Source organism: Sphingomonas sp. M6A6_1c, assembly GCF_053345135.1.
The window spans coordinates 114,472-140,884 of sequence record NZ_JBKEZO010000008.1 but is presented as its reverse complement, the minus strand read 5'-3'; the positions used below and the strand labels follow the sequence as shown (position 1 = coordinate 140,884).

16 protein-coding genes are annotated in these 26,413 nt (G+C 65.5%); 8 read left to right on the top strand and 8 right to left on the bottom strand.

The features are described from left to right. Positions 1–199: 199 nt before the first annotated feature. Positions 200–1,102: a LysR substrate-binding domain-containing protein gene (locus tag ACLBWH_RS17980; RefSeq protein WP_447800222.1), complete on the bottom strand. Its 903-nt coding sequence runs from the start codon at positions 1,100–1,102 to the stop codon at positions 200–202. Positions 1,103–1,195: 93 nt separating this feature from the next. On the opposite strand from ACLBWH_RS17980, the gene ACLBWH_RS17975 reads away from it, so the two are divergent. Continuing rightward, complete coding sequence (locus ACLBWH_RS17975) at positions 1,196–1,864, top strand: glutathione S-transferase family protein (protein ID WP_447800221.1); 669 nt, start codon at positions 1,196–1,198, stop codon at positions 1,862–1,864. Between the two features lie 229 nt (positions 1,865–2,093). Here the strand turns inward: ACLBWH_RS17975 and ACLBWH_RS17970 are convergent, their stop codons facing one another. The 6 genes from ACLBWH_RS17970 to ACLBWH_RS17945 form a co-directional block, all read right to left on the bottom strand. Beyond that, positions 2,094–4,703 (bottom strand): glycosyl hydrolase 115 family protein, encoded by a 2,610-nt coding sequence (locus tag ACLBWH_RS17970; protein WP_447800220.1) that lies wholly within the window; start codon positions 4,701–4,703, stop codon positions 2,094–2,096. 13 nt (positions 4,704–4,716) lie between these two features. Continuing rightward, on the bottom strand, positions 4,717–5,307 hold the full coding sequence (locus tag ACLBWH_RS17965; RefSeq protein WP_447800218.1) for a beta-galactosidase: 591 nt from the start codon (positions 5,305–5,307) through the stop codon (positions 4,717–4,719). 382 nt (positions 5,308–5,689) lie between these two features. Then, positions 5,690–7,258 (bottom strand): alpha-N-arabinofuranosidase, encoded by a 1,569-nt coding sequence (locus tag ACLBWH_RS17960; protein ID WP_447800216.1) that lies wholly within the window; start codon positions 7,256–7,258, stop codon positions 5,690–5,692. A 14-nt stretch (positions 7,259–7,272) separates the two neighbouring features. Then, entirely contained in the window at positions 7,273–10,182 is a 2,910-nt protein-coding gene (locus ACLBWH_RS17955) for a glycosyl hydrolase 115 family protein (RefSeq protein ID WP_447800215.1), read from the bottom strand. Positions 10,183–10,273: 91 nt separating this feature from the next. Further along, positions 10,274–13,339, bottom strand: a complete 3,066-nt coding sequence (locus tag ACLBWH_RS17950; protein ID WP_447800227.1) for a TonB-dependent receptor — start codon at positions 13,337–13,339, stop codon at positions 10,274–10,276. Between the two features lie 424 nt (positions 13,340–13,763). Further along, entirely contained in the window at positions 13,764–15,854 is a 2,091-nt protein-coding gene (locus ACLBWH_RS17945) for an alpha-glucuronidase family glycosyl hydrolase (protein ID WP_447800214.1), read from the bottom strand. A gap of 180 nt (positions 15,855–16,034) precedes the next feature. Between ACLBWH_RS17945 and ACLBWH_RS17940 the strand changes: the two genes are divergently transcribed. The 6 genes from ACLBWH_RS17940 (at position 16,035) to ACLBWH_RS17915 (ending at position 23,802) form a co-directional block, all read left to right on the top strand. Next, entirely contained in the window at positions 16,035–18,356 is a 2,322-nt protein-coding gene (locus ACLBWH_RS17940) for a glycoside hydrolase family 3 N-terminal domain-containing protein (RefSeq protein ID WP_447800212.1), read from the top strand. Positions 18,357–18,367: 11 nt separating this feature from the next. Then, complete coding sequence (gene manD, locus ACLBWH_RS17935) at positions 18,368–19,579, top strand: D-mannonate dehydratase ManD (RefSeq protein ID WP_447800211.1); 1,212 nt, start codon at positions 18,368–18,370, stop codon at positions 19,577–19,579. A gap of 10 nt (positions 19,580–19,589) precedes the next feature. Next, complete coding sequence (locus tag ACLBWH_RS17930) at positions 19,590–20,897, top strand: MFS transporter (RefSeq protein ID WP_322849094.1); 1,308 nt, start codon at positions 19,590–19,592, stop codon at positions 20,895–20,897. Positions 20,898–21,136: 239 nt separating this feature from the next. Continuing rightward, entirely contained in the window at positions 21,137–21,424 is a 288-nt protein-coding gene (gene groES / locus ACLBWH_RS17925) for a co-chaperone GroES (protein WP_322848974.1), read from the top strand. Between the two features lie 66 nt (positions 21,425–21,490). Next, the gene (gene groL, locus ACLBWH_RS17920) at positions 21,491–23,134 is read left to right on the top strand and encodes a chaperonin GroEL (protein ID WP_322848975.1); all 1,644 of its coding nucleotides are present in this window, start codon (positions 21,491–21,493) and stop codon (positions 23,132–23,134) included. A gap of 206 nt (positions 23,135–23,340) precedes the next feature. Further along, on the top strand, positions 23,341–23,802 hold the full coding sequence (locus tag ACLBWH_RS17915) for a DUF3429 domain-containing protein (RefSeq protein WP_447800209.1): 462 nt from the start codon (positions 23,341–23,343) through the stop codon (positions 23,800–23,802). Positions 23,803–23,823: 21 nt separating this feature from the next. On the opposite strand, the gene ACLBWH_RS17910 is transcribed toward ACLBWH_RS17915, so the two are convergent. Then, positions 23,824–24,864, bottom strand: a complete 1,041-nt coding sequence (locus ACLBWH_RS17910) for a mannose-1-phosphate guanylyltransferase/mannose-6-phosphate isomerase (protein ID WP_447800207.1) — start codon at positions 24,862–24,864, stop codon at positions 23,824–23,826. A gap of 157 nt (positions 24,865–25,021) precedes the next feature. Here ACLBWH_RS17910 and ACLBWH_RS17905 point away from each other — a divergent pair, with 157 nt between their 5' ends. After that, complete coding sequence (locus ACLBWH_RS17905) at positions 25,022–26,410, top strand: TIGR03013 family XrtA/PEP-CTERM system glycosyltransferase (protein WP_447800206.1); 1,389 nt, start codon at positions 25,022–25,024, stop codon at positions 26,408–26,410. Positions 26,411–26,413: the final 3 nt, after the last annotated feature.

Sequence of the window (26,413 nt, the reverse complement as noted above, 5' to 3'; positions counted from 1 at the left end):
TATCCTGCATCTTCGACTCCTTATCGATAAACAATGTGCATCGTTTATCGATAAGGTCAAGGACGAAAGATGGCTGCTTGATTGGCTTCTATCAACGTCAGCTGCCATTCCAGCCCCGCCGACGACCGAGCTAGTTTGCGATGAAAGGACGTCCGAAGTTCGCGAGCGGGCAGGGTGCCTTGAGCGAACGCATCTGGGTCTACCGGGCTGCAAAAGTGTTCAGCGACGATTCGAGGTGATCCACGATCGCCCGGACCTTTGCTGATGGCTTCGGACCCGCAGGGAAAACGGCGTAGACCTCCGCCGGATCGAGCTGATACGTTTGGAGCAGGCGCGTAAGTTGGCCGGTGCGCAACTCCTCTCCTGCCATAACGCTTGTCGCCAGCGCGATTCCCAAGCCCGCCACCGCAGCCGCCAGTACTCCCGGCGCTGAGTTGATCCATAGCTTCGCGTGGACATTGACGCAGGTGACGGTCTGATTGTGCGTGAAGCGCCAGCTCTCGCGACCGAAAAGGCCATGCTGGACGATGCAATCGTGCGGTGCGAGTTCCGCCGGAGTGGCGGGCGCGCCATATGTCGAGAGATAAGCTGGTGCCGCCACCACTAGCCGCTCCACCACGCCGAGTTTCCGCGCCCCGAAGGTGGAGTCCCCCAGCGGCCCGACGCCCAACCGAATGGCCACATCCACTCCTTCCGTGATGAGGTTCTGGCGGCCGTCGCTCATGATCATTTCGATCCGAAGATCCGGATGACGCGGCAGGAACGTCGCCAGCGCGGGAATGACCGCGTGCGTGCCATAAAGCACCGGCATCGCGATGCGGATCACGCCATGCAGTGAGTCTACGCCACGGGCGGCCTGCTCGGCTTCCTCCATCTCCGCGAGCAGGTCTCTCGCGCGCGCCAGATACAGAGCGCCGGCTTCCGTGAGCGAAATGCTGCGGGTGGTGCGTAGCAGTAGCGTCGTTCCCAGCCGCGCCTCCAGCGTACCGACGATACGCGATACCGAGGGTTGGGATAGCTTAAGTTCGCGCGCCGCGCGCGAGAGACTACCGCTTTCCGCTACCCGGACGAACACGGTCATCTCCTGCCAGCGATCGCTCATTCGAAACTCGGATATATGTTGTTCGAAACGAGTAGATACACCCGCTTTCCCGAATGGCCTAGTTGGTGCCCCTCACTTAGAGGATCATTTGCGATGTCCATCAAAATTTACGGCGATCCCGGTTCCGGCAGCCTCCGCCGCGTGACGTCGGCCGCAGCCGTCATGGGCGTCGACATCGAGCGCGTGAGCGTCGACCTCTTCAGGGGCGAGAGCCACACGCCCGAGTTCTTGCAGCTGAACCCGCATGGGCTGTCGCCCGTGATGGTCGATGGTGACTTCGTCCTCTATGAGTCCGCTGCGATCAACCTGTATCTCGCCGAGAAGGTCGGCAGTGATCTGGCCGGTGCCACGATGCGTGAGCGGTACGAGATCCTCCAGTGGATGTTCTGGTCCGGCGAGCAGTGGCGGGTCTTTGCAACACTCACGTTCGACGAACGGATTGGCAAACGCTTCATGGCCCAGCCCGAGGACGAGAGCATCGTCCATATGGCGGCTGACAAGCTTCGGGCGGCTGCCACCGTGCTGGACGTGCATCTCGCAACGCACAGCCACATCGTCGGCGACCGATTGACATTGGCTGACTTTGATATCGCGGGCCCCTTTTCGCAGAACGAGCGGACGAAGATCCCGCTCAACGAGTTCCCCAACCTCGTCGCGTGGCAGCAGCGCTTGCTGGACACGGTGCCTGCTTGGGCTGCGACAAAGCTCGAAGTCGATGATCGCATCGATAGCGCTCTTGAAGGGGCAGGTATTAGGCTCTGAACATGGCGCCGGCCCCCTCAGAGGCGCAAAACTAGCGGCAGATATCCTCTTCCGGGCTCCCGCTAGCTGCCGGCCAGGAAGGCCCTGATCTAGGCCGTTCCGATTGGCCTACCGACCTCGCTCCAGCGCTCTATTGCTCCACCTGAACGAGCGGCAGGTTTTGGGTAGCGGAACAGGGACGTGTGAACGACCTAAAATGGGTCATTCAGCTTCCCAGAGGCGAGACCACTCAGAGCCGTTTCGCGGCGGGTTCGGGGCCAAGATAGGCTTCCGGCACAGACGCCGTACTGAGCACCAACATCTGCGGCACGACGTTGTCATCCAATCGCCAAAGCTTGATAGTATGCCTGCCGCGGGTCAGTTCGCCCAGGCCGGCTGACACGACGATGGCGTTGTTCCGTACGGCGTCCGCCCACTGAACTTTGCCGGGAGTGTCCTGCGCCCCGCCGGTCGCTTCCAGATTTGAGTTAAGTATCTGAACAGCGCTGTCGTCCACCGATACACCGATCCGGACGCCGCCCTTGCCAAGCGTGTCCAGCGTCGGAGCCAAGTACAGGGAGAGGCGAGCCGCGCCCGGCTTATCCACGCGAACGTCGTACTCGACGCAGACCTGGTCCGCTACGGTGGTGGAGTCTCTGCCTTGCGGCAGCGCGACCAAGGCGCCGCCGGTGCGGCTCAGGTTCGGAATTGCTGTCCAGACCAGTCCCTTGGCGTCGCGCTTCCTGCTGAACGCGGTTGCCTCGATCGCGATGACGCCCGCCGGCGATTCTGCCCGGGGCACGAACCGTACAGGGCGGTTACGCTCTTCCTCGGGCACGTCGCCGCCCACCCGCGTGATGCTGGGCATGCTCTGCCGGACCGGGTCGTTCCAGATCACATAATTCATGTGGACCTGAGCCATCATCCCGTTCCACTTGCCGCCCTTCATCGAGTGATAGCGGTCGGTCAGCTCCTGGTCGCGCCGGAAGGTTGCTTCGACTTGGTCAGCAAAGGCGTTCGCTCTCGGGTCGTTGCTCGACGCGAGGCGCGCGTTCCACGCGGCGGCGTAGTAAAGCCGATAAAGATTGGCGAGCGCCGAGATCGGATGCTCTACGAGTTGGTAGTAGGCGTCGCGCTGCTCAGGCCCAAGCCGGCCGCGTACGTCCGCCATGCGGGCTTCCAGTGCATCCCATTCCGCCACCATCGCGCCGAACTCGCCGCCATCGAGCGGCCCGCGGCCGGTGCTCGCACCAAGCGGAAAGCTGTCTTGGTCGATCAGCTCCGGCTTTCGGCGTGCTGCATAGCGGCCATAGGTCGCTAGCATCTCACCTATTCCCCTGGCGTGTTTGGGGCCGAACACTTCGGTCGCCCAGTCTTCGGGGTAGGCAGCCAGCGCGGCAGGCGTCATTGCCTCAGGGTCCCAAGCCTGCCGCATGAAGAAGCTTAAGGGGAACTCCAGGGGCTTGATGTCGCCGACGTTGACGATCCAGATGTTGCGTGCGCCCCGCTGGTAGGCGAGGTCCATCTGCTGCCAGACCTTCTCGATCTGGTTGGTGTTGATCCACTTGTAGTTGCGGGGAACCCCGACGTAGTCGAAGTGATAGTAAACTCCGTAGCCGCCCTTGCGTGGGGGGGCGCCGGCGGGCGGCAGCCGCCGGATCTGCCCCCAGTTATCGTCGGAGAAGAGCAGGGTCACATCGTCCGGCACCTTCATGCCGTGGTCGTAATAGTCCTGGACCTCCTTGTAGAGCGCCCACATCTGCGGAGTCTGCTCCGCCGGGCGGCCGGTGACGTCGGCGATGATCCGGCGCTGATCTGCGACGACTGTCTCGAGTAGCTCGGTGGCAGTGCCCTCTGCCATCGCCTCGTCGCCGTCGCCACGCATGCCGACCGTCAGCAGGCTTTCATAGCCGCGGCCGTCGCCCTTGGACATCATCCGCTCGACGCCCCCGCGCCAGAAGCGACGCAGGTTGTCCCGGTTCGTTGTATAATCCCACTTGCCCCCGGTCACCCCACCTACGGTGTTACGATGCCATTCGTCCTGCGCGCGCGTCAGAGGCTCGTGATGCGACGTACCCATGACGACGCCCATCGCGTCGGCCAGCACCTTGTTCTGCGGATCGTCGTCGTTGAACGCCCGAGGCGCCCACATCGCGGGCCACAGGTAATTGCCCTTCATTCGGAGCAGGAGCTCGAAGACGTGGGCGTACATCTTGGAATTGGCGCCACCGAACTTCTCTGTCGCCCAATTGCTGAAGGCTGGCGCCTCATCGTTGATGAAGAAGCCGCGATACCGCACCTTGGGCTGGTCACGGCGGGGTTCGGCGGAAAGGAAGACGCTCCGGCGGCGGGCAACGGGCACGTCTGCGAACCAGTGCCAGGGCGACACGCCAATCCGCTCAGAAACGTCATAGGTGCCGAACACGGCGCCGCGGCGGTCGGATCCGACGATCACCAGTGCGCGAGGCACGCCCGGCATCGGCCGATCGACCACGACTTGGCGGGAGGCTTCCCACTCGCCTTTCAGGTCGGATGCGTCGAGCCGGCCATCTGCGACCAAGCGGTCGATGATCGCGCTCCCGCCGAGTACGCCGATGATCACCAGCGGGCCGCTCGCCTCCTCGGGACTGGCCGGACGCGGCGCTGCCTGCCCGCTGACCCGTTCGAGGTCAGCCGCGAAGCTGCTCGCGACATGCTTGACGGCGCTGTCAGCCCCGGCGTCGATCAGGACACCGGCTGGCCGACCGTTGGCGATAAGGCCAAAAGAACCACGTGCCGACCGCCTCCGCTTGGGCGCTGCGTCTGCTGTTGCCGAGTTCGGCATCCAAGTCCCGATGCCAGCCAACGCGGCGGTGCTCATCAAGGTTCTGCGGTCAAGTCTCATCGTTGCCTGTCCTAAGCCTGCTTCTTCTTGCTTCGTAGGCTAACGCTTTCCTGAGGTCAGCCGCCTGCGCCCTCGCGTTGATGACGCGCGGGAAGCGGGCATTATCGAGCTTGACCCATTCGGGTGCGTAGTCCGGGTTGTTGTTCTTCCACGTGCCGAACCACAGCAAGACCAGCTTGATCTCGTTCGCACGCGCCTGCGTGAGCAGCGCATCGACGAACGAAAAATCGAACTTGCCTTCGGTCGGCTCTATCTGCTCCCATGCCACGGGCATCTCCAAGGTATTGGCGTGGGCGGCTTTCACCGCCGGCCATACCGTCGGCAATTGCGAACGATAATTGCCTGAATTGTTGGCCTGAAGCCCGAGCATCAGGAAGGGCGCACCATCGACCAACAGCGCGTGGCGACCATTCCTCTCGACGAGGCGGGGTAGGTCACCTGCTGAAGCAACGCCGCTCAGAGAAACGGCGGCGAGCAGCGCCAAAGGGCTAATCACGTGCCTAAATCCACTCAGCATTATCGTCTCCCCAATGAACAGCATGAATCGAGCATTCGCCGCGACCTGCGGCTGTAGCGTCACCGACGCAGTTATATCCCAGACGCAAGCGCGCTTCGTCTGCATATTCAACGTCAGGGGCGCATACGTGCTCAGGCTACAAGATGCTGCAAAAAATTGGTAAAATATGAATGATTTTAGATGTCATACCAATGGTATGATGCTATCAGGTATCTGCCTTCAAGGCCCATCCCCTTAATGGCCGGCGTTATCGCCGGCCTTTTTTCTGATTTGGTGGACCCAAGCGGAAAGCAAGAAACTAGGGATGAACGAGCGCTGTCGGCGCGTGGGTCGCCCGCGCTTTCGCTTTGCCTACGCGAATGGCGGCTGGCGGCGGGCTGAAGCGTTGCCGCAATCGATGGTCTGACGCGGTTTTTGGTAAACTCTCGACGGAATTCTTGGCGCATCAATCCAATCTGACCACTGCAATCGACTTGGCAGGCAATTCGAAAGTCAGTGCCTTCGTGTTCATGGCACTGGCAAAGGGCATGGGTCGTACCGTATCGGGCGCATCGAAGCTGTTGTGACTATCGATATGCGGCGCCGTCAGAATGCGACCTCGTGCCGATCCGGGGAGGTTGGTGCGAAGGTGCACAAGCCGGTCGGGGCTGGAATTCACCAACGCGAGGTAGAGTTTTCCATCTTTGCCGCGGGCGGCCGAGGCATCGATCATCGGCATGCTTACGTCGCCCTCCTTGTATACTGGTCCTGCCACCAGTGCCGGAAACGGAGTTGCATCCATGAAGGGCTGGTACATGTCGAAAACGTGGTAAGTCGGCGTCAGGACCATCTTTTCTTTTTCGGTGAGGATCATCGCCTGGAGCACGTTCACCATCTGCGCGATGTTCGCCATGCGGATGCGAGCGGTGTGACGGTGGAAGATGTCCAGCGTCAATGCGGCGACCATCGCGTCGCGTAGCGAATTCTGCTGATAATGCGCGCCCTCGGGCGCTTCCGGCGGCTGAAGGTACCAGCTGCCCCATTCATCGACGAAGAGACTGACCTTCCGATGCGGATCGGTGCGATCCATGATCGCCTCGGTTCGGCTGACGAGCGGTTCCATGCGGCGCGCCAGCGCGAGCTCCTGCGCCCATCCGGTTTCGTCAAAGCCGGTTGCCGGCCCCTTGGCGCCGTCCGGCATCGCATAATAGTGGAAGCTGAGCGCCTGCGTCGCGCCCATGTGCGCCATCATCGCTTCCGTAAACTTTTCGAAATCGCCGCCGCCCTGGACGCTGGCGCCGCTGGCGACTTTGACCATCGGATAGCCGCTCGGCGCCCGCGCAAAAGTCGCGTAGCGCGCGTTCACGTCCGCGGCATAATCGGGGTGCATATCCCCGCCGCACCCCCAGGTTTCGTTGCCGATCCCGAAGAAGGGCACGCGCCAGGCCTTGTCGCGCCCGTTGCGCTTTCGCTGTTGCACCAGCGTCGATTCCGGCTGATCGGACGCCATGTATTCGATCCACTGCGCCATATCGCGCGGCGTCATCGACCCGACATTGCCGGAGACATAGGCGTCCGCACCGATCAGTTCGGCGAAATCGAGAAACTCATGCGTGCCAAAATGATTGGAATCGATCGTGTTCGGCCAGTTCATCGTGACCCGCGTCGGACGCTGCTCGCGCGGCCCGATGCCGTCGCGCCAATCGTAGATCTCGCTGAAACAGCCGCCCGGCCAACGCACCACCGGCACGTGGATGCGTCGCAACGCCTCCACGACGTCGCGCCGATAGCCACGAATGTTCGGGATCGTGCTGGTCTCGCCGACCCAGATGCCCTCGTAGATGCCCCGCCCCAGATGTTCGGCGAATTGTCCGTAGATGTGCCGATCGATCGTTGGGCCGGGGGCATCGAGATTGACGACGACATCGGCGGTCAATGCCGCAGCGGCCTGCCGTGCCGCGGATCTGGCGGGAGCGGTGGCGGGCAGCGTGACGGTGGCCAGCAACACGGCCAGCAGAGTGAAACGAAAACGCATCTTTGTCTCCGGCGTCAGGTACGCGCGACCGCCGGCGGGCCGAAGAACGACCTCTTCGGCGCGGCAGTCGCGGGGGTGATCGCAATCGACTGGATCACGATGGTCGGGTCCATCATGGCAATCTTCAGTCGATGGCGGCCAGGCTGCGCCGCGGTAATAGCAAAGGGCATGATCCGCACGTTCGCCGCCGTATTGGCCGCGTGCCGCTCACCGAGGAAATCCTGCACCGGGCCATTCTCGGGGGTGAAGACCGTCCCGATCACAAAAGGCTGGTCATCGAGGCCGACCGCCACGCTCAGCTTGCGTCCCGGTATGACCTCCAGCGTCGGGCCGGTGAAAAGGTCGACGCGGTACGCGCCCGCCTCCGGAAGAAAGACGTCATACTCCAAGCGCGGCGATCGCGCCGGGTCGGCGAACGAGCGCGCGTCGACGGGGAAGATCGACATCGCCGCCGGTACGCGGCCATAGTCTGGAATCGGCTCCCACCGTACGCCATCGTTCGGAAGCGATCGGGAGAAGCCGGTGACCGGCACCGCAAACGCGCCCGCCAAGACGCCGAAGGTGCCGCGCGCCTCCTTCGCCTGACGTTCGGTTGCGCGGATCGCGGTCAGCTTCGCCTTGACGACGGTGTCGCCCTCGATCGTCACGGTCGCGCCCGACCGGCCGACCGGTGCCTTCGTCCAATCGACGTCGATCCAGTAGCGACGGTCGCGCGGCGAGGCACTGAACGCCTTGCCCTCGCGGATAGTCACCCACGGCGCGTCCGCCTTGACCGTGACGGTCGCCGCCGTTTCGCCGCGCGGAAAGACGTCGATGAAGGTCGGCCGGCGGCTCAGGCTGTCGAGCGTGGGTAGCGTCGGGGGAAGATAATAGCCTGGCCAGGATTTGCGCGACCCATCAACCGCGACCCCGAAGCCCTTGGCCCCAGAAGCGTCGATCTCAGTCGTCGGCGGCATGATGTCGGTTTCCGGTGGATACCAGTCGAAATAGCCGATGTGCGTCTGGTCCATCATGTGGTTCCATTTGCCGCCCGCCATCACGTGATTGTAGGTGTCACGCAATTCGCGATCGTAGCGGAATCGACGCCGCACCTCTTCGGCCTCCGCCTTGGTGCTGGCACGCGCCTGTTCGGCGAAGATCGCGTTGCGGGCCGCAGCGACGTACATCAGGGTGAGGTTGGCGCAGGCGCGGATCGGGTACAGCACGAGTTGGAAGAAGGCGTCGCGATACGCAGGGGGCAGCGCCACATTCACGGCGTCGGCGCGGCGGACCAGATCGCTCCACGCTTCGCAGACGCGTTCCGCCTCGCGATGATATTCGACGCTGTACGTGTCCGGGCGCAGCTGCTCGGGCTTGGGCTGGGCGTTGTATTTGGCGTAGCGCGCGACGAGTTCGGCAATCTCTCCAGCCTGATCGTCACCGAACTGGCGGGCGCACCAGGCACGGGTCCAGCCGGCGATCTTGTCCTTGCCGACGTCGGCGGGGTTCCATGCCATCGCCAGGAAGAACTCGATCGGCAATTCGAGCGGCTTCAGGTCGCCGACGTTGGCAATCCAGATCTCGTTGGCGCCGTAGGTGTTGGCGAGGTTCATCTGCTCCCAGATCTTGGGCAGCGGATTAGAGTTGATCCACTGATAAGCAAAGGGGCCGCCGTGCATGTCCATGTGGAAATAGATGCCGAAGCCGCCGCGCCGATGGCGCTCGGCCGGCGTCGGAAGGCGGCGAAGGTTGCCCACGTTGTCGTCGGCGAACATCAGCGTCACGTCGTCCGGCAGGGTCAGCCCGGCATCATAATATTTGTACACTTCGGTGAACAGGACCCAAACCTGAGGGACCTGCTCGGCGGGTTTTGCCATGCCGTCGGCGATAATCCGCCGCTGATCGGCGATGATGGATTCGAGCAATTTGACATCTGACTGGAGGCTACCGGTGCTTTCGAGCGCGACATCGCCGTCGCCCCGCATGCCGATCGTGACGACGACTTCGTTCGTGCGGTTCCGCTCGATCCCCTCCCGGAAGAAGCGGGCGACCCCGGCCTTGTTGGTAGCGTAGTTCCAATCACCGTTCCCGTACCGGCTACGGTTGTCGGTCCATTCCTTGTGCGCCCGCATCATCGGTTCGTGATGGGACGTCCCCATGACGATACCGTAGTCTTCGGCCATCGGCGCGTTCGCCGGATCGTCGATGGCGAAGGCGTTGTTCCACATCGCCGGCCAGAGATAGTTTGCGCGCAGCCGCAGCAGCAGTTCGAACAGGCGGCCGTAGAATTGCGCGTTCATTCCGCCGAACTTTTCGGTCGTCCAGCCGGAAAGGCAGGGCGCTTCGTCGTTGAGGAAAATGCCGCGATATTTGACCGCGGGCGATCCCTGCACATAGCGCCCCCGCGCGACGCTGAGTCGCGCGCGCCTGACCACCGGCACGTCCGCCCACCAATACCAGGGCGAGACACCGATCATGCGGGACAAATCGTAGACGCCGTAGATCGCCCCGCGCTTGTCGCTACCGGCGATCACGAGCGCTTCGGTAATACCGGGCATGGGGTCGACGATGGTCTGCACGACGAACGATTCCCAACGCCCGCGCACTGTGTCGACGTCCAGCTTGCCCGCCGCGACCAGACGGTCGATGACCGGGCTGTGGCCGAGCGATCCGACGATGATGAGCGTGCCCGCGAGCGCCGAGGCCTCGTTGACGATGCGGGCATCGGTGCCGGTGACGCGGCCGATGTCCGCCGCCAGATCCGCCGCCGCGCGCCGGACTCCCGGCAGATCGGCGGCATCGACGAAGACGGGAACCACGCCGCCGTCTGGTGCCGTGATGTCGAAGCCCGCACGGCGCCGATCGAAGCGGACCGCACCCGCCAGAGGCGACGCCATGACTCCGGCAGCGAGGGCGCTGCCCATCAGGTTTCGCCTGGTGATCATGATGTTTCTCCTGCGACGCCCTCGTCTCCCGGCGTGGCTGCGAATGATTGCGAAGGGGAGGGGACGGCCGATTGCCGTCCCCTTTTGTCGCCTAGAAGGTGCCGCGCAGACCGATGAGGAACTGGCGGCCCGGCTTGTACTGGGTGAACGTCGCATTCTCGAACTGGAAGTAGGAGCGCAGCGTCGCGTTGGTGAAGTTCGCTACATTGACGGTGAGCTGCGGCGCTCCGGCGAAGCCGAAGATCTTGTCGAGGTCGAACGACGACGAGAAGTCGTAGGTCGTATAGTCGGTGCCGAACAGCGCCGCCGCCGGAATGCCGTTCTGCGCTGCGCCGCTGTTCTGCGAGCCCTCGCGCGAGGTCGTCGAGACGCGCAGCATGACGCCGTTCTTCTCGTAATAGCCTGTGATGTTGTAGGTGAACGGCGCGACGCCGAACGCTTGTGCCGGCCCATCGCTACGCTGATCTACAATGGTGGCGTTGGCGTTGAAGCCGAAGCCGGTCACGCCGATGTGCCGCGTCAGGAAGTCGAGCGGCTGCACCCACTGGAATTCGAGGCCGTTGATCGTCAGCTTGTTGGGCACGTTGACCTGCGAGGTCACCTGTACCTGCGCCGCGGTTGGCCCGCCACGCGAGTTGAGCGCGATCTGCTGTGTCGGGTTCAGCGTATCGTAGGTGATGCCATATTGTGCCAAGTTCGAGAACGGGACGGTGTTGATCGCCGTCGTAGTGAAGCCTTCGATCGATTTACGGAACGCATTAAAGCTGATCACGCCCTCGCGCCCGGTGTAGTATTCAAATCCGAGATCGAGATTGGTCGAAAGGTATGGAGCAAGGGCAGGGTTGCCGATTGATGCCTGGTCGGCCGAAGGCGCGCCAAAGTTGACGCCGGGAAGCTGCGCCGACGGATCGGGCCGCGTCATCGTGCGTGACCCCGCGACGCGCACCACCGCATGTTCGCTTACATCATAGGCGAAGGTCGCTGCGGGCAGCCACTTCGTATAGACGTTACGGGTTTCGGCGATGTTGACAATGTTCTGATAGCGGCTGCCGTCGGGCAACGTCGTACCCGCTGCAGTGGTGTTGCGCGGGTCGGGGATCGAGACACGCCCCGCAATCGTCTGGATCGTGTTGACGTAACGCACGCCCACGTTGAAGCGCAGCATGTTGCCGCCGAGTTCCTGCGCGCCGTTCACCGTGGCGAAGGCGGATTTCACTACTTCGCGAATCGAGCCGCCGCTTGCGCCGGTTCCCGAAGCGCCGACTTCCGGTGAATTGTCATGATAGAAGTTGTAATTCGTCGCCGCGGCGAATGCCGGCCAATTGACCGTCACGAAGCCCGCCGGCCCAGGCGAGAGGTACGTCGGGGCGGCGCTGTTGGGAACGAGCGAGCCGCCATAGGTCAGCGGCCCTGCGCCTGCGCTGGAGCCCGTGCCGAGGCCAGGATAAGTAGGATAGCCCGCCGGGACCACGCCGGGCGCGTTCAGGCCTTCACATGGCGGTTGGCTATTTGGAGAAGGGACAAAGACGCTCGGATTGTTGCCGCATACGGCATTCTGATACGCTTGGCTGTTGTCGTAGCCACGTATGCGCCGCGACACGTCGTCGAACGCCCCGCCGACCTTCAGGTTGAGCGCCTTGTCGCCCCAGGTCAGGTCGCCGCGAAAGCCCTTGTTGACGTTCAGTCGGCGCTCGTCGCTGACGTTGACCCGACTGCCATTGTACCAGCCGAAGTTGTTTGGATCGTTGAGGTCGAGTGCACTGGTGATCTGCGGAATACCGCCGTCATTGGAATATGTTACGGTGTTGCCGACGCCGAGCGGCGTCGTCATGCCTACGCTTGGGCTTTCGCGGTGGAACGTCGAGCGCGCGTAATTGCCCTGCAGCGTCAGCTTGAGCTTGTCGTTGATCTCCCACTCGCCGCCGGGATTGACGCTGAACAGCTTGGTCGTCTCGGTGTACGGGCGGAATTCATTGAAGAACTGAACATTGGCGAAGGTGCCGCCGGTGACGGTGCAGCCGACGCTGCAATCCGCCTTGTCGAAGGTCAGGTTGGTTGGAATGATCGCACCGTTCCGGACGATCCACGCCATATTCTCACGCGTCAGCTCGTTTTTCTTGTAGCCGTAGAGACCGTCGACGTAGAAATGCAGCGTGTCAGACGCTTGCCACTCGGCGCTGACGATTGCGTTGACGCGGTCGCGGGGGCCGCGGATGCTGGTATTGCGGCCGAGGCGAGGCAGCAGGCCGTTGTCGATCTGCTGGATCGTCGCGCCGGGATTGTTGGCGAGCAGAAACGCGCTGTTGATTGGCGTACCGGCTACGAGCCCGGCGCCGGCGCCGGCCGGCACCACCGCGGGGATCGTCCAATTGCCGCCGCCCGTCGTATTGCAACCTGACGCGGCGCCGCATTGTGCCGCGGTGAGCGCCGGGTTGGTATAACCGATCGTCTCGAATCCACGGGTGTCGGTGAACAGCCGCTGCGCCGAGACGCCGGCGAGGATGCCGAACGTGTCGTTGCGCCAGCTGCCGATCAGCGAGCCGCGTGCGCCGATCCGGTCTTCGGGCGTCTGCTTGGTGCCCTGGACGTTATAGGCGAGGAACGAGGTGTTGCGGTCGAACGGCCGGGCCGAGCGCAGGTCGATGTTGCCCGCCGCGCCGCCTTCCAGCAGGTCGGCGGTATAGCTCTTGTTGACGGTCAGCTTGGTGAACAGGTCGGTCGGGAAGAAGCTGAGGTCGACCGAACGGTCGGTGCCCTGCGCGTCGGTCGCGCCCGACGAGGCGACGGCGATCGTCGCGCCGTTCAGCGTCACGTTGGTGAAATTGGAGCCGAGGCCGCGGATCGCGACGTTGGTGCCTTCGCCGGTGACGTCGCGGGTGATCGTCACGCCCGGAATGCGGTTGAACGATTCGGCGATGTTGGTGTCGGGGAACTTGCCGATGTCCTCGGCGAAGATCGAATCGGTAAAGCCGGTCGAGGCGCGCTTGGACTCGGTCGACTTGGCGAGGCTCGAACGATAGCCGGTGACGACGATGTCCTCACCCGGCGCGCCCTGGCTCTGGTCGGTCTGCGGCGCGGGCGCGACGGCAGGGCCGTTGTCCTGGCCATCGGCGGGCGTCTGCTCCTGCGGCGGCGGCACGGCCTGCGCCGCGGCCATCGACGCGCTGAGCGTGCCGAGCGTGGTAGCGCACAACAAGGCGATGCGACGGAGACGGAGGGTACGGACGGTGCTCAACTTCAGGTTCCTCTCTGGTGACACGCTGCCGTCGTCGCGGCATGCGCAGCATGACGTGTCGCCGGCGGCGGACGGCCACCGGCGGATAGGTTGGACGCGGATCAGGTCCCGGTCGTGATAAGGGCGGCGAACGAGGTCGCACCGCCTGGCGATGCCGTCTCCGGCATCGTCGGCGCGGGGCGACGGCCCGTCAGCAATGTCAGCGATGTTCCAGCCATCCCGTCCCTCGTCACGCCCGTCTGCCGCGGCCTTTGATAGCGCTATCTTCCTCGTATTGGTCAGCAAGTCAATCGGTTTCGGTTAGGCCAACCGATGACGTTTTGTTCATGCTTTCAGCGGCATCGCGTCACGGCGTATGCCCCGGTGCGTGCGGGTAGCTCTGCGCCTTGTACCAGGCGAGGTCGTGCTCGGGCGCCGCGACGCCGGCGGGCAGCGGGCGGTGGTTGACCGACATCCAATAAGCGAGGCTGGCGTCGCGCCACCAGCGTGCCTCGCGCTGCTGGATCGCCAGATAGGTCGCGGTCTTTTGCCAGCGTTCGGCGTCGATCTTGTCGCGCAGCGTATCCCATTGGCGCTGCATGCCGGCGACATAGCCGACGCCGGCGTCGTAATGCGCGACCAAATCCTCCCACAGCGTCTTCCCGTCCGCCATGCGGCGGTCCCAGCGGACATGGTGGAACCACAGCAATTCGCGTTCGGGCGTCGTCTCGGGCCGAGCAAGCCGGCGGGCCAGGGAGGGTGCATATTGGTCAACGGCGTCGCTGCCGGTGCGGCCGCGTTCGAAGCCGATGCCGTCCTGATCGGCGCGATGGTAATAGGTCGGGTTCCACTCGGGCCGCGCCAGATCGGCGACCCACGGACCCGGCCCGTAATGGTGGCCGGTCGCCATCAGATGCGCGAGCCCGAACGCGCCGGTGTAATCGACGACCGCCTCGCGCGATCCGGCCATCATCGCGGTCGTCGTCGCGATCACCTGCGGATCGGTGCCGAAGGTCTGCGCCGCCCATTCGCGCGCGATCCCGTCGGAAGTCAGATCGGGGTCCCAGGCGAGCCGGCCGAAGGCGTACCAATTGGCCTGGTTGAAGGTCGATCCGCTCCAGTCGCGATCGCGGCCGATATTGGCGACGCCCGCCATGCCGGTCAGCGTATGGCCCTCCGCCGATCCATCGACGACGTCGGCGACGGTCTCGTCGCGGCGGCCGGTCTTCGCGTGCAGCGTCTCGGCGAACAGCGGGCCGAGATAGGCGAGGTGCGTGGCGAAGCCGAGATATTCCTTGGTGATCTGGAATTCGATCATCAGCGGCGTGCGCGGCATCGCGCCGAACAGTGGGTGGAAGGGCTCGCGCGGCTGGAAGTCGATCGCGCCGTTCTTCACCTGCACCAGCACGTTCTTGGCGAAGCGGCCGTCGAGCGGCTTGAACTCGCTATATGCCTGTTTGGCGCGATCGGTCGGGTCGGTCTCGGCATAGACGAAGGCGCGCCACATCACGATGCCGCCGTGCGGCGCCACCGCCGCGGCGAGCATGTTGGCGCCGTCGGCATGCGTCGCGCCGTAATCGCGCGGCCCCGGCTGCCCCTCGCTGTTCGCCTTGACCAGGAAGCCGCCGAAATCGGGTATCGCGCGATAGATCTCGTCCGTTTTCGCGCGCCACCAGGCGGCGACGGCGGGATCGCGGGGATCGGCGGTCTTCAGCCCGCCGAGCTCGACCGGCGCCGAGAAGCGCGCCGACAGATAGACGCGGATTCCCCACGGCCGCAGCACGTCGGCGAGCGCCGCCGCCTTGGAGATATAGGGCGCGGTGAGGCTGTCCGCCTTGGCGTTGACGTTGTTGATCACCGTGCCGTTGATGCCGATCGAGGCGTTGGCGCGGGCATAATCGGTGTAGCGCGGGTCCTTGAAGTCGGGCAGCGTCCACCAGTCCCACAGCGACTGGCCGGCAAAGCCGCGCTCCACCGTGCCATCCAGATTGTCCCAATGGTTGAGCACGCGCAGCTTCACCTTGGGCGCGGAGCGCAGGCCCGCCGTTGCCACGTCGTCGCCGTCGCCGAGCGCGCGCAGCAATGCGAACGCGCCGTACAGCGTACCGCGATCGCCGTTGCCCGCGACCAGCAGCACCGTCCGGCCTGCCAGCGTCACGCGGCGCACCAGATAGCCTTCGTCGCCCAGCCCGGCGAAGGGCAGGCGGAGTGCGGCGATCCCCGGCGCCGCGGCGGTCGCGACGACCACCGGCGGCGTGCCCGCGGGCAGCGCGCGGCGCAGCTCGGTTTCGGCGAGCCGCAGCGTCGCGCTGTCGCCCAGCCGCGTCACGGCGGCCTGACCGGTCGCCGGGGCACTGGTCCTCAGCCAGAGGGAATAGCCGTCATCGGCAAATGCCGGACTGGCCAGCGCCAGCCAGCTCGCGCCCAGCGCTCCGATCAGCGCACGATAGCCGTTCATCTCACTCTCCCGTCGCGGACGATTGACAAGCCCGCGGTCCAGCTTTCATGTTATCGCTATCAACATAACAGGCAAGCCGCATCGTATTGGTTTGCCAATCCCGGAGAGCCTGTCTTGACCTCACGCCCCGTCGTTTCGTCCCGTCGTGAGGTCTTGCGCTGGAGTGCCGGGGTGTCGCTGATGGCGTTGCTGCCCGCCGCCGCGCGGCCCGCGCTGCCGCCCTACAGGGATGCGCGCGCGCCGGTCGACCTGCGTGTCCGCGACCTCCTCGGCCGGATGACGCTCGACGAGAAGGTGGCGCAGCTCATCACGCTGTCGACCACCAAGCGCGACGTGATGGACGAGGCGCGCGGCTTCGATCCGGCCCGCGCCAGCGCCGCTTATCCCGACGGCATCGGCCAGATCGCGCGGCCGTCCGACCGCGGCGGTGCGGCGACCGCGACCAACACCGGCACCGACGTCACCGGCCGCTGGCGCAAGCCCGCCGATACCATCGCCTTCGTCAACGCCGCGCAGGATTGGGCGCGCGGCCGCACCCGGCTCGGCATTCCCGTGCTGTTCCACGAGGAATCGCTGCACGGCTATATGGCCCCGGAGGCGACCAGCTTCCCGCAGGCGATCGCCCTGGCGGGCAGTTTCGACCCCGGATTGATGACCCGCGTCCAGTCGGTGATCGGCCGCGAGGTGCGCGCGCACGGCACCGTGCTGGCGCTTTCGCCGGTGGTCGACATCGCCCGCGATCCGCGCTGGGGGCGGATCGAGGAGACGTTCGGCGAGGACCCCTATCTGTGCGGCGAGATGGGCGTCGCCGCGGTGCACGGCCTGCAGGGCGAGGGGCGCGAGCTGACGCGGGGCAAGGTGTTCGCCACGCTCAAGCACATGACCGGCCACGGCCAGCCGCAGGCGGGCAACAACGTCGCGCCCGCACAGATCGGCGAACGCGAGCTGCGCGAAAGTTATTTTCCGCCGTTCCGCGCGGTGGTCGAGCGTACCGGGGTGGGCGCGGTGATGCCCTCGTACAACGAGATCGACGGCGTCCCCAGCCACGCCAACGGCTGGCTGCTCGGCGACGTGCTGCGCGGCGAATGGGGTTTCGACGGCGCGATCGTCAGCGATTACGCCGCGATTCCCGAACTCGACTATTTCCACCATATCGCGGCCGACGTGGGCGAGGCGGCGCGTCTCGCGCTCGCCGCCGGGGTGGACAGCGACCTGCCCGATGGCGTCGCCTATCGCACGCTCGCCGATCAGGTCCGCGCCGGCAAGGTGAGTGTCGCGGCGATCGACGCCGCCTGCGCGCGCATGCTGACGCTCAAGGTCCGCGCCGGCCTGTTCGAGGAGCCGCGCATCGATGCCCGCGCCGCCGCCCGCCTGACCGCGAATGCCGAAGCGCTGGCGCTCGCCCGCGAGGCGGCGGCGCGCTCGATCGCGCTGCTCAAGAACGACGGCACGCTGCCGCTGTCGCCGGATCGCCACCGCCGCGTCGCGGTGATCGGCCCCAATGCCGCCGTCGCCCGGCTCGGCGGCTATTCGTCGATCCCGACCGATCCCGTCTCGCTGCTCGACGGCATCCGCGCCAAGCTGAAAGGCAAGGCGGAGGTCGTCCACGCGCAGGGCGTGTTCATCACCCAGAGCGAGGACCGGTCCGCCAACGAGGTGCTGCTCGCCGATCCCGCGCGCAACCGCGCGCTGATCGCCGAGGCGGTGGGCGTCGCGGCGAACGCCGACGTGATCGTGCTGGCGATCGGCGATACCGAACAGACCAGCCGCGAAGGCTATGCCAGGACGCATCTCGGCGACCGCACCTCGCTCGACCTGCTCGGCGAACAGAATGCGCTGTTCACTGCGTTGAAGGGCACCGGCAAGCCCGTCGTGGTCGTCGCGATCAACGGCCGCCCGCCGAGCTGGCCGACCGTGGTGGCGGGCGCCAATGCGATGCTCGAATGCTGGTACATGGGCCAGCAGGGCGGGCACGCGATGGCGGATGCCCTGTGGGGCGACGTCAATCCGGGCGCCAAGCTGCCGGTGACGGTGGTCCGCGACGTCGGGCAGGTGCCCTTCTATTACGATCATCAGCCCTCTGGCCGCCGCGGCTATCTGTTCGACGACGATGCACCGCTGTTCCCGTTCGGCTTCGGGCTCAGCTACACCCGCTTCCGCCTGTCGCCGCCGCGGCTGTCGGCGGCGCGGATCGGCGTGGCGGGATCGGTCACCGTCGAGGTCGACGTCGCCAATATCGGCGATCGCACCGGCGACGAGGTCGTCCAGCTCTACGTCCGCGACCAGGTGTCGTCGGTCGCCCGCCCGGTCAAGGCGCTCAAGGGCTTCGCCCGCGTGACGCTCAAGCCCGGCGAGAGCCGCACCGTGCGCCTGACGCTCGGTCCCGACGCTTTCCGTCTATGGAATCGGGAGATGCGCGAAGTGGTCGAACCCGGCCGCTTCGACATCATGACCGGCCCCAACAGCCGCGACGTCCAGACCGTCGCGCTCGACATCGCCTGAAGGATCATCCGATGCCCACGATCACCGAAGCCCGCGTCATCGTCACCGCGCCGGGACGCAATTTCGTCACGTTGCAGATCACCTGCGACGACGGCACCACCGGCCTCGGCGATGCGACGCTCAACGGCCGGGAACTCAGCGTCGCCAGCTATCTGGAGGATCACGTCGTCCCCTGCCTGATCGGCCGCGATGCGCACCGGATCGAGGATATCTGGCAATATCTCTACAAGGGCGCCTATTGGCGGCGCGGCCCGGTGACGATGACCGCCATCGCCGCGGTCGACATGGCGCTGTGGGACATCAAGGGGAAGGTCGCCGGCCTGCCGGTCTACCAATTGCTCGGTGGCGCCGCGCGCGATTCGTGCCTCGTCTATTGCCACGCCAACGGCACGACGATCGCCGACACGATCGAGACCGCGCTGCGCCACCGCGACGAGGGCTATCGCGCGATCCGGCTGCAATGCGGCGTGCCGGGGCTCGCCTCGACCTACGGCGTCGCCAAACAGGGCCAGCGCTACGAACCCGCCGACGGCGACCTGCCGAGCGAGGCGGTGTGGTCGACCGAGAAATATCTGCGCGTCGTCCCCGAACTCTTCGCCGCGGCGCGCGAGGCGCTCGGCTGGGACGTGCATCTGCTCCACGACGTCCACCACCGGCTGACCCCGATCGAGGCGGGGCGGCTCGGTAGGGATCTCGAGCCCTATCGGCCGTTCTGGATCGAGGATGCGACCCCGGCGGAGAATCAGGACGCCTTCCGCCTGATCCGGCAGCACACCACGACGCCGCTCGCGGTCGGCGAGGTGTTCAATTCGATCTGGGATGCCAAGCATCTGATCGAAAACCAGCTCATCGATTACATCCGCGCCACCGTCGTCCATGCCGGCGGCATCACCCATTTGCGCCGCATCGCCGCGCTCGCCGATCTCTATCAGGTCCGCACCGGCTGCCACGGCGCGACCGACCTGTCGCCGGTGGCGATGGCGGCGGCGCTGCACTTCGGCCTGTCGGTCCCCAATTTCGGCATCCAGGAGCATATGCCGCACAGCGACGAGACCGACGCGGTCTTTCCGCACGCCTATCGCTTCAACGACGGGACGATGCATCCGGGCGACGCGCCGGGGCTTGGCGTGTCGATCGACGAGGATCTCGCCGCCACTCATGCCTATAAGCGCGCCTATCTGCCCGTGAACCGTCTGGAGGATGGCACATTGTGGAGCTGGTGACGTGAGCGCGATCGGCGACGCGGCGGCCACCGCCCCCGAAACCGCCGTCCATGCGGTGGCGCCGCCGCGCGGCCGCATCCGCTGGCTGATCTGCGGCCTGCTATTCGCCGCGGTGGTGCTGAGCTATATCGACCGGCTGGTGCTGGGCGTGCTCAAGCCGCAGCTCACCGCGCTCTATGGCTGGAGCAACGCCGGCTATGGCGACATCACCGGCTATTTCCAGGTCGCCTACGGCTTCGGCTTCCTGTTGTTCGGCTGGCTGATCGACCGGATCGGGGCACGCAACGGCTATCTGCTCGCGATGGGCAGCTGGACGATCGGCCATTTCGCGCAGACGCTCGTCACCTCGACCACCGGCTTCGCGATCGCGCGCATCCCGCTCGCCTTCGGTGAGGCGGGGACCTATCCGTCGGCACTCGCGGCGGCGTCGCAATGGTTTCCGCGCAAGGAGCGGGCCTTCGCGATCGGCATCTTCAACGCCGGCGCCAACGTCGGCGCGGTGGTGACGCCGCTGCTGATCGGCTTCCTCGTTGTCAATCTGGTGCTCGACTGGCGCTGGGCGTTCATCGTCACCGGCCTGTTCAACCTCGTCTGGCTCGCCGCCTGGTGGCGCCTCTATCACCCGCCGCACGCGCATCCCCGCGTCAGCGCCGAGGAGCGCGCCTGGATCGAGGCCGAGCCCGCGGAAGACGTCGGCCGCGCCGGTTTCCTCGCGGTGCTGCGCCATCGCGAGGCCTGGGCCTATATGACCGGCCGCTTCCTGATCGATCCGGTGTGGTGGACCTTCCTGTTCTGGCTGCCCGACTTCTTCCACAGCCGCTATGGCTACGATCTCAAGAATTTCGGCCCGCCGCTGGTCGCGATCTACATTCTCGCCGATTTCGGCGCGATCGCCGGCGGCTGGTATTCGTCCCGTCTGCTCAAGCGCGGCGTCGCGGTGGGCCGGGCGCGCAAGCGCGCGATGTTCGTCTGCGCCTTGTTCGCGCTGCCGGTGATGTTCGCCGCGCAGGCGAGCAGCATCTGGCTTGCGGTCGGCATGATCGGCCTTGCCTGCGCCGCGCATCAGGGCTTCTCGACCAACCTTTTCGCGTTGCCCGGCGACCAGTTCCCGCGCTATGCGCAGGGCACGCTGATCGGGCTCGGCGGTTTCGCCGGCGCGGCGGGGGGCTTCATCGCCTCCAAGTCGCTCGGCCTGCTGCTCGACAAGGTCGGCAGCTACGGCCCGTTCTTCGTCGCCTGCGGCCTCGCCTATCTCGTCGCGCTGCTCGCCTTCCACCTCCTCAACCCGCGCTATCGCGACGTCGTCATCGCGCGCTGAGCCGACCGGCAGGGGCGGCGCACGGCCATCCGTTCGCCCGGAGCCTGCCGAAGGGCGGGTGATCATGGTGCACTTTGCGTCCGCCGTCCCGCGCAGCGCACCGTCTGCCGCCGCATCGCGTTTTTCTGCGTGGCGGGAGCCTTGACGATCCCGCGCAGCCGGCACATATCCGCCCCGTTGGCACTCGCGTTTCGTGAGTGCCAGAAATCTGTAACACTGACTGAAAGAGGGACTTCGCAATGACTTTTCGTCCGTTGCATGACCGCGTCCTCGTGAAGCGCGTCGAGGCCGAGGAAAAGACGGCTGGCGGGATCATCATCCCCGACACCGCCAAGGAAAAGCCCCAGGAGGGCGAGGTCGTCGCCGTCGGCACCGGTGCGCGCGCCGAGAACGGCACGATCACTCCGCTCGACGTCAAGGCCGGCGACAAGATCCTGTTCGGCAAATGGTCGGGCACCGAGGTCAAGGTCGACGGTGAAGACCTTCTTATCATGAAGGAAAGCGACATCCTCGGGATCGTCGGCTGACTTCGCGTCGCACCTCAATCGGTGTGACTTCTATGAATTTCCAGACCAACTGAAAGGGTAGCCACCATGGCAGCCAAGGACGTAAAATTCGGCCGCGACGCGCGTGAGCGCATCCTCCGCGGCGTCGACATCCTCGCCGATGCGGTGAAGGTGACGCTTGGGCCGAAGGGCCGCAACGTCGTGATCGACAAGAGCTTCGGCGCACCGCGCATCACCAAGGACGGCGTCACCGTCGCCAAGGAGATCGAGCTCAAGGACAAGTTCGAGAACATGGGCGCGCAGATGGTGCGCGAAGTGGCCTCGAAGACCAACGACATCGCCGGCGACGGCACGACCACCGCGACCGTTCTGGCGCAGGCGATCGTCCGCGAGGGCATGAAGTCGGTGGCCGCCGGCATGAACCCGATGGACCTCAAGCGCGGCATCGACATCGCCGTCCTGAAGGTCGTCGAGGACATCAAGGCGCGCTCCAAGCCCGTCTCGGGCTCGTCGGAAGTCGCGCAGGTCGGCATCATCTCGGCCAACGGCGACCGTGAAGTCGGCGAGAAGATCGCGGAAGCGATGGAGAAGGTCGGCAAGGAAGGCGTGATCACCGTCGAGGAAGCGAAGGGTCTCGATTTCGAGCTCGACGTCGTCGAGGGCATGCAGTTCGACCGCGGCTATCTGTCGCCCTATTTCATCACCAACCCGGAGAAGATGACGGTCGAGCTCGCCGATCCGTACATCCTGATCCACGAGAAGAAGCTCAGCAACCTGCAGGCGATGCTCCCGATCCTGGAAGCCGTCGTCCAGTCGGGTCGCCCGCTGTTGATCATCGCCGAGGACATCGAGGGCGAGGCCCTGGCCACGCTCGTCGTCAACAAGCTGCGCGGCGGCCTCAAGGTCGCAGCGGTCAAGGCACCGGGCTTCGGCGATCGTCGCAAGGCGATGCTCGAGGACATCGCGATCCTGACCAAGGGCGAGATGATCTCGGAAGACCTCGGCATCAAGCTCGAGAACGTCACCGTCGGCATGCTCGGCACCGCCAAGCGCGTCACGATCGACAAGGACAACACCACCATCATCGACGGTGCGGGTGAAGCCGATGCGATCAAGGGCCGCACCGAGGCGATCCGTGCGCAGATCGAGAACACCACCAGCGACTACGACCGTGAGAAGCTCCAGGAGCGTCTCGCCAAGCTCGCCGGCGGCGTCGCCGTGATCAAGGTCGGTGGTTCGACCGAGGTCGAGGTCAAGGAGCGCAAGGACCGCGTCGACGACGCACTGCACGCGACCCGCGCAGCCGTCGAAGAAGGCATCGTCCCCGGCGGCGGTACGGCATTGCTGTACGCCACCAAGTCGCTCGATGGCCTGAAGGGCATCAACGAGGACCAGACCCGCGGTATCGACATCGTCCGCAAGTCGCTGACCGCCCTGGTCCGCCAGATCGCGCAGAACGCCGGTCACGACGGTGCCGTCGTGTCGGGCAAGCTGCTCGACCAGGACGACACGTCGTTCGGCTTCAACGCCTCGACCGACACGTACGAGAACCTGGTGACCGCTGGCGTGATCGACCCGACCAAGGTCGTCCGCACCGCGCTGCAGAACGCCGCTTCGGTGGCCGGCCTGCTGATCACCACGGAAGCGACCGTGTCCGAACTGCCCGAGGACAAGGCTCCGGCCATGCCCGGCGGTGGCGGCATGGGCGGCATGGGCGGCATGGACTTCTGATCCGGCACCGGGGCAGGCGCTGCCTGCCCCGGTCGACGTCACGGCGCTATGCCGAGACGTCCGTTCCAAGTACCGAACACGAAAAGGGACCGCGCGGGCAACCGCCGGTCCCTTTTTGCATCTCACGCCTACAGACGGAGCGACCATCGTCGCATCGCCGCCGAACCGGCAGGCAACCCGGCGGCGTTCCGCTCGTTGCTCGCGGCATGAACCATGATGCCGATCGTCCCGATATTCCTGCCGATGGTGTGCTGCTCGGCTATGGGCCGATGGTGCCGTTGGTCGTCGCTGCGATGGGGGCCTGGGTGCTGCCGCCGCCGTGGCCGTTCTGGGCGGTGCAGCTCGGCATCATATGGGGGGCGCTGGTGCTCGCCTTCATCGCCGGCGTGCGTCGCGGGTTCGGGTTCGGCTATCCACGCGCGTCGAAGCCGGTCGAGATCGCGACCAGCATCGCCTATTTCACGCTCGCCGGTCTCGCGCTGGTGATCGGCCGACCGTCGGGCGCGCTGCTGCCGCTGATCGTCGGTTACGTGCTCGCCGCGTTGCTCGATCGCCGAGCGGCGCTCGCCGGCAATGCCCCCGCCTATTTCGCGACGCTGCGGCCCCGCCAGTTGCTGATCGGCGCGGCGGGACTGGCGGGCCTGTGGGCGTGGACGGTCGCCGCCTGAGCGCGACCGTCCGGTTCCGCCTCAGTCCTTCTTCATCGCTGCGATCAGCTTCTTGACCTCCTGGCTGCGGCCGCGCGGCAGGATCATCACGTCGTTGCCGCTCGCCACCACGATCAGGTCGCTGATCCCGACCGCCGAGATGCGGATGCCGTCCGAGCGGATCAGGCAGTCCTTCGTATCGATCGCCAGCACGTCGCCACGATGCGCGTTGCCGCTCTCGTCGCGCTCGCTGATCGCGTGCAGCGCGTCCCAGCTGCCGACGTCGCTCCAGCCCATCGCCACCGGCACCACAGCGACCCGCTCGGCACGCTCCATCACCGCATAATCGATCGAATCGTCGGGCGATGCGCCGAACGCCTCGGCATCGGGATAGATGCGGACGCCGTCGCGGCGGGCCTTGGTCATGGCATCCTGCGTCGCGGTGAGCATGCCGGGGGCGTGTGCGGCGAGTGCGCCGAGGAAGATGTCGGCGCGGAAAAGGAAGATGCCGCCGTTCCAGGCATGATCGCCCGAGGCCAGCATCTCTTCGGCACGCTCGCGGATCGGCTTCTCGACGAAGCGCGCGACGCGGTGGACGCCAGCGGCGAGCGGCTCGCCGACCTTGATCCAGCCATAGCCGGTCTCGGGCGCATCGGGGGCGATGCCGAAGGTGACCAGCCAGCCGTCGGCGACCAGTGGCATCGCCGCCTCGATCGCGGCGTGGAAGGCGGCGACGTCGGCGATGACGTGATCGGACGGCATCACCAGCAAAGCCTCTTCGCCCTTGGCGGCGAGCGCCGCGAGCGCGATCGCGGGCGCGGTGTTGCGCGCCACCGGTTCGAGGATCACCGCCTGCGGCGCCGCGCCGACGGCGTGGAGCTGCTCGTCGATATGATCGGCGTGCCGCGCATTGGCGACCACGATCGGCGCCGCGAAGGCTTCGCCGTGCGCGCGCTTGGCGGTCAGTTGCAGCATGGTTTCCTCGGCGGTCAGCGCCAGCAGCTGCTTGGGCATCTCGGGACGAGACATCGGCCACAAGCGGGTGCCGGACCCTCCGGAAAGGATCACTGGGACGATCGTCATGATGCGTACTAAACTCCTTGGGAGGCGCATCCCTAACCGAAATGAAGCGCGCGCGAAACGATCCTTAAGGGCGCCTTCTTCAAGTTTTCTTTTCTTTTTTCTGCGACCTGCGGGATAGCTGTCGGAAAAGCTTACAGACCGGCAGGAGAGGGCCCGCATGATCCGCCTGTTCAAGCATTATGTGCCCTATGCCGTGCTGCTGCTCGGCGTGGTGGACGCGTTGTTGCTGATGACCGCGGCAGAGCTCGGCTGGGTGATTCGCGCGCATCAGATCGGCATGCTGGTGCTGCCGGTGACCACCCGTCTGCCGCAATTGTTCGCCTTCGCCGCGGCGTTGCAGATCGCGCTGATCGCGGTCGGCGCCTATGGCGTCGGCTCGTTCCTGTCGCTGCGGTTCGCCGCGGCGCGGCTCGCGGTGGCGATCCTGATCGGCGTCGTCTTCCTGTCGATCCTCTTCTTCCTGATCCCGCCGGTGGCGCTGTGGCGCTCCAACCTCGCCTATGCGACGCTGATCGCGGCGGTGCTGCTGGTCGTGGTGCGCGCGCTGCTCAACCGGACGCTGGGTGGGGATACGTTCAAGCGGCGGATCATCGTGCTCGGCGCCGGGCATCGCGCCGCCCGGATCGGCGCGCTCGCCGACCTGCCGGGCGCCAATGTCATCGTCGCCGGCTATGTCGCGATGGGGGAGGCCGATCCGGTGGTCGCAGGCGCGGTGCCGCGCGACGCCATCCCCAACCTCGCCGCGCACGTCGTCGACCATGGCGCCGGCGAGGTGGTGCTGGCGCTGGAGGAACGCCGCAACGCGTTGCCGCTCAAGGACCTGTTGCGCGTCCGCACCACCGGCGTGGCGGTCAGCGAGATCTCGACCTTCCTCGAACGCGAGACTGGGCGGATCGACCTCAATTCGGTCAATCCGTCGTGGCTGATCTTCTCCGACGGCTTCGCCTCGGGCCGGATGCTGTCGAGCGTGTTCAAGCGCGCCTTCGACATCCTCGCCAGCCTGCTGCTGCTCATCCTGACCTTGCCGCTGATCCTGCTCACCGCGCTGGCGATCAAGCTCGAATCGCGCGGGCCGGCCTTCTATCGCCAGCGCCGCATCGGCCTCTACAACCAGGGGTTCGACATCGTGAAGCTGCGCTCGATGCGGCAGGATGCCGAGGTTGCGGGCAAGGCGGTATGGGCGGAGAAGGACGATCCGCGCATCACCCGCATCGGCCGCATCATCCGCCTCGTCCGGATCGACGAATTGCCGCAGACCTGGGCGGTGTTGAAAGGCGAGATGAGCTTCGTCGGGCCGCGCCCGGAGCGGCCGCAATTCGTCGAACAGCTCGAACAGCATCTGCCCTTCTACGCCGAGCGGCATATGGTGAAGCCGGGGATCACCGGCTGGGCGCAGATCAATTATCCCTATGGCGCGTCGATCGAGGATGCCCGCCACAAGCTGGAATACGACCTGTATTACGCCAAGAACTATTCGCCGTTCCTCGACATGCTGATCCTGTTGCAGACCTTGCGTGTGGTGCTGTGGCCGGCGGGGGCGCGCTGAGCC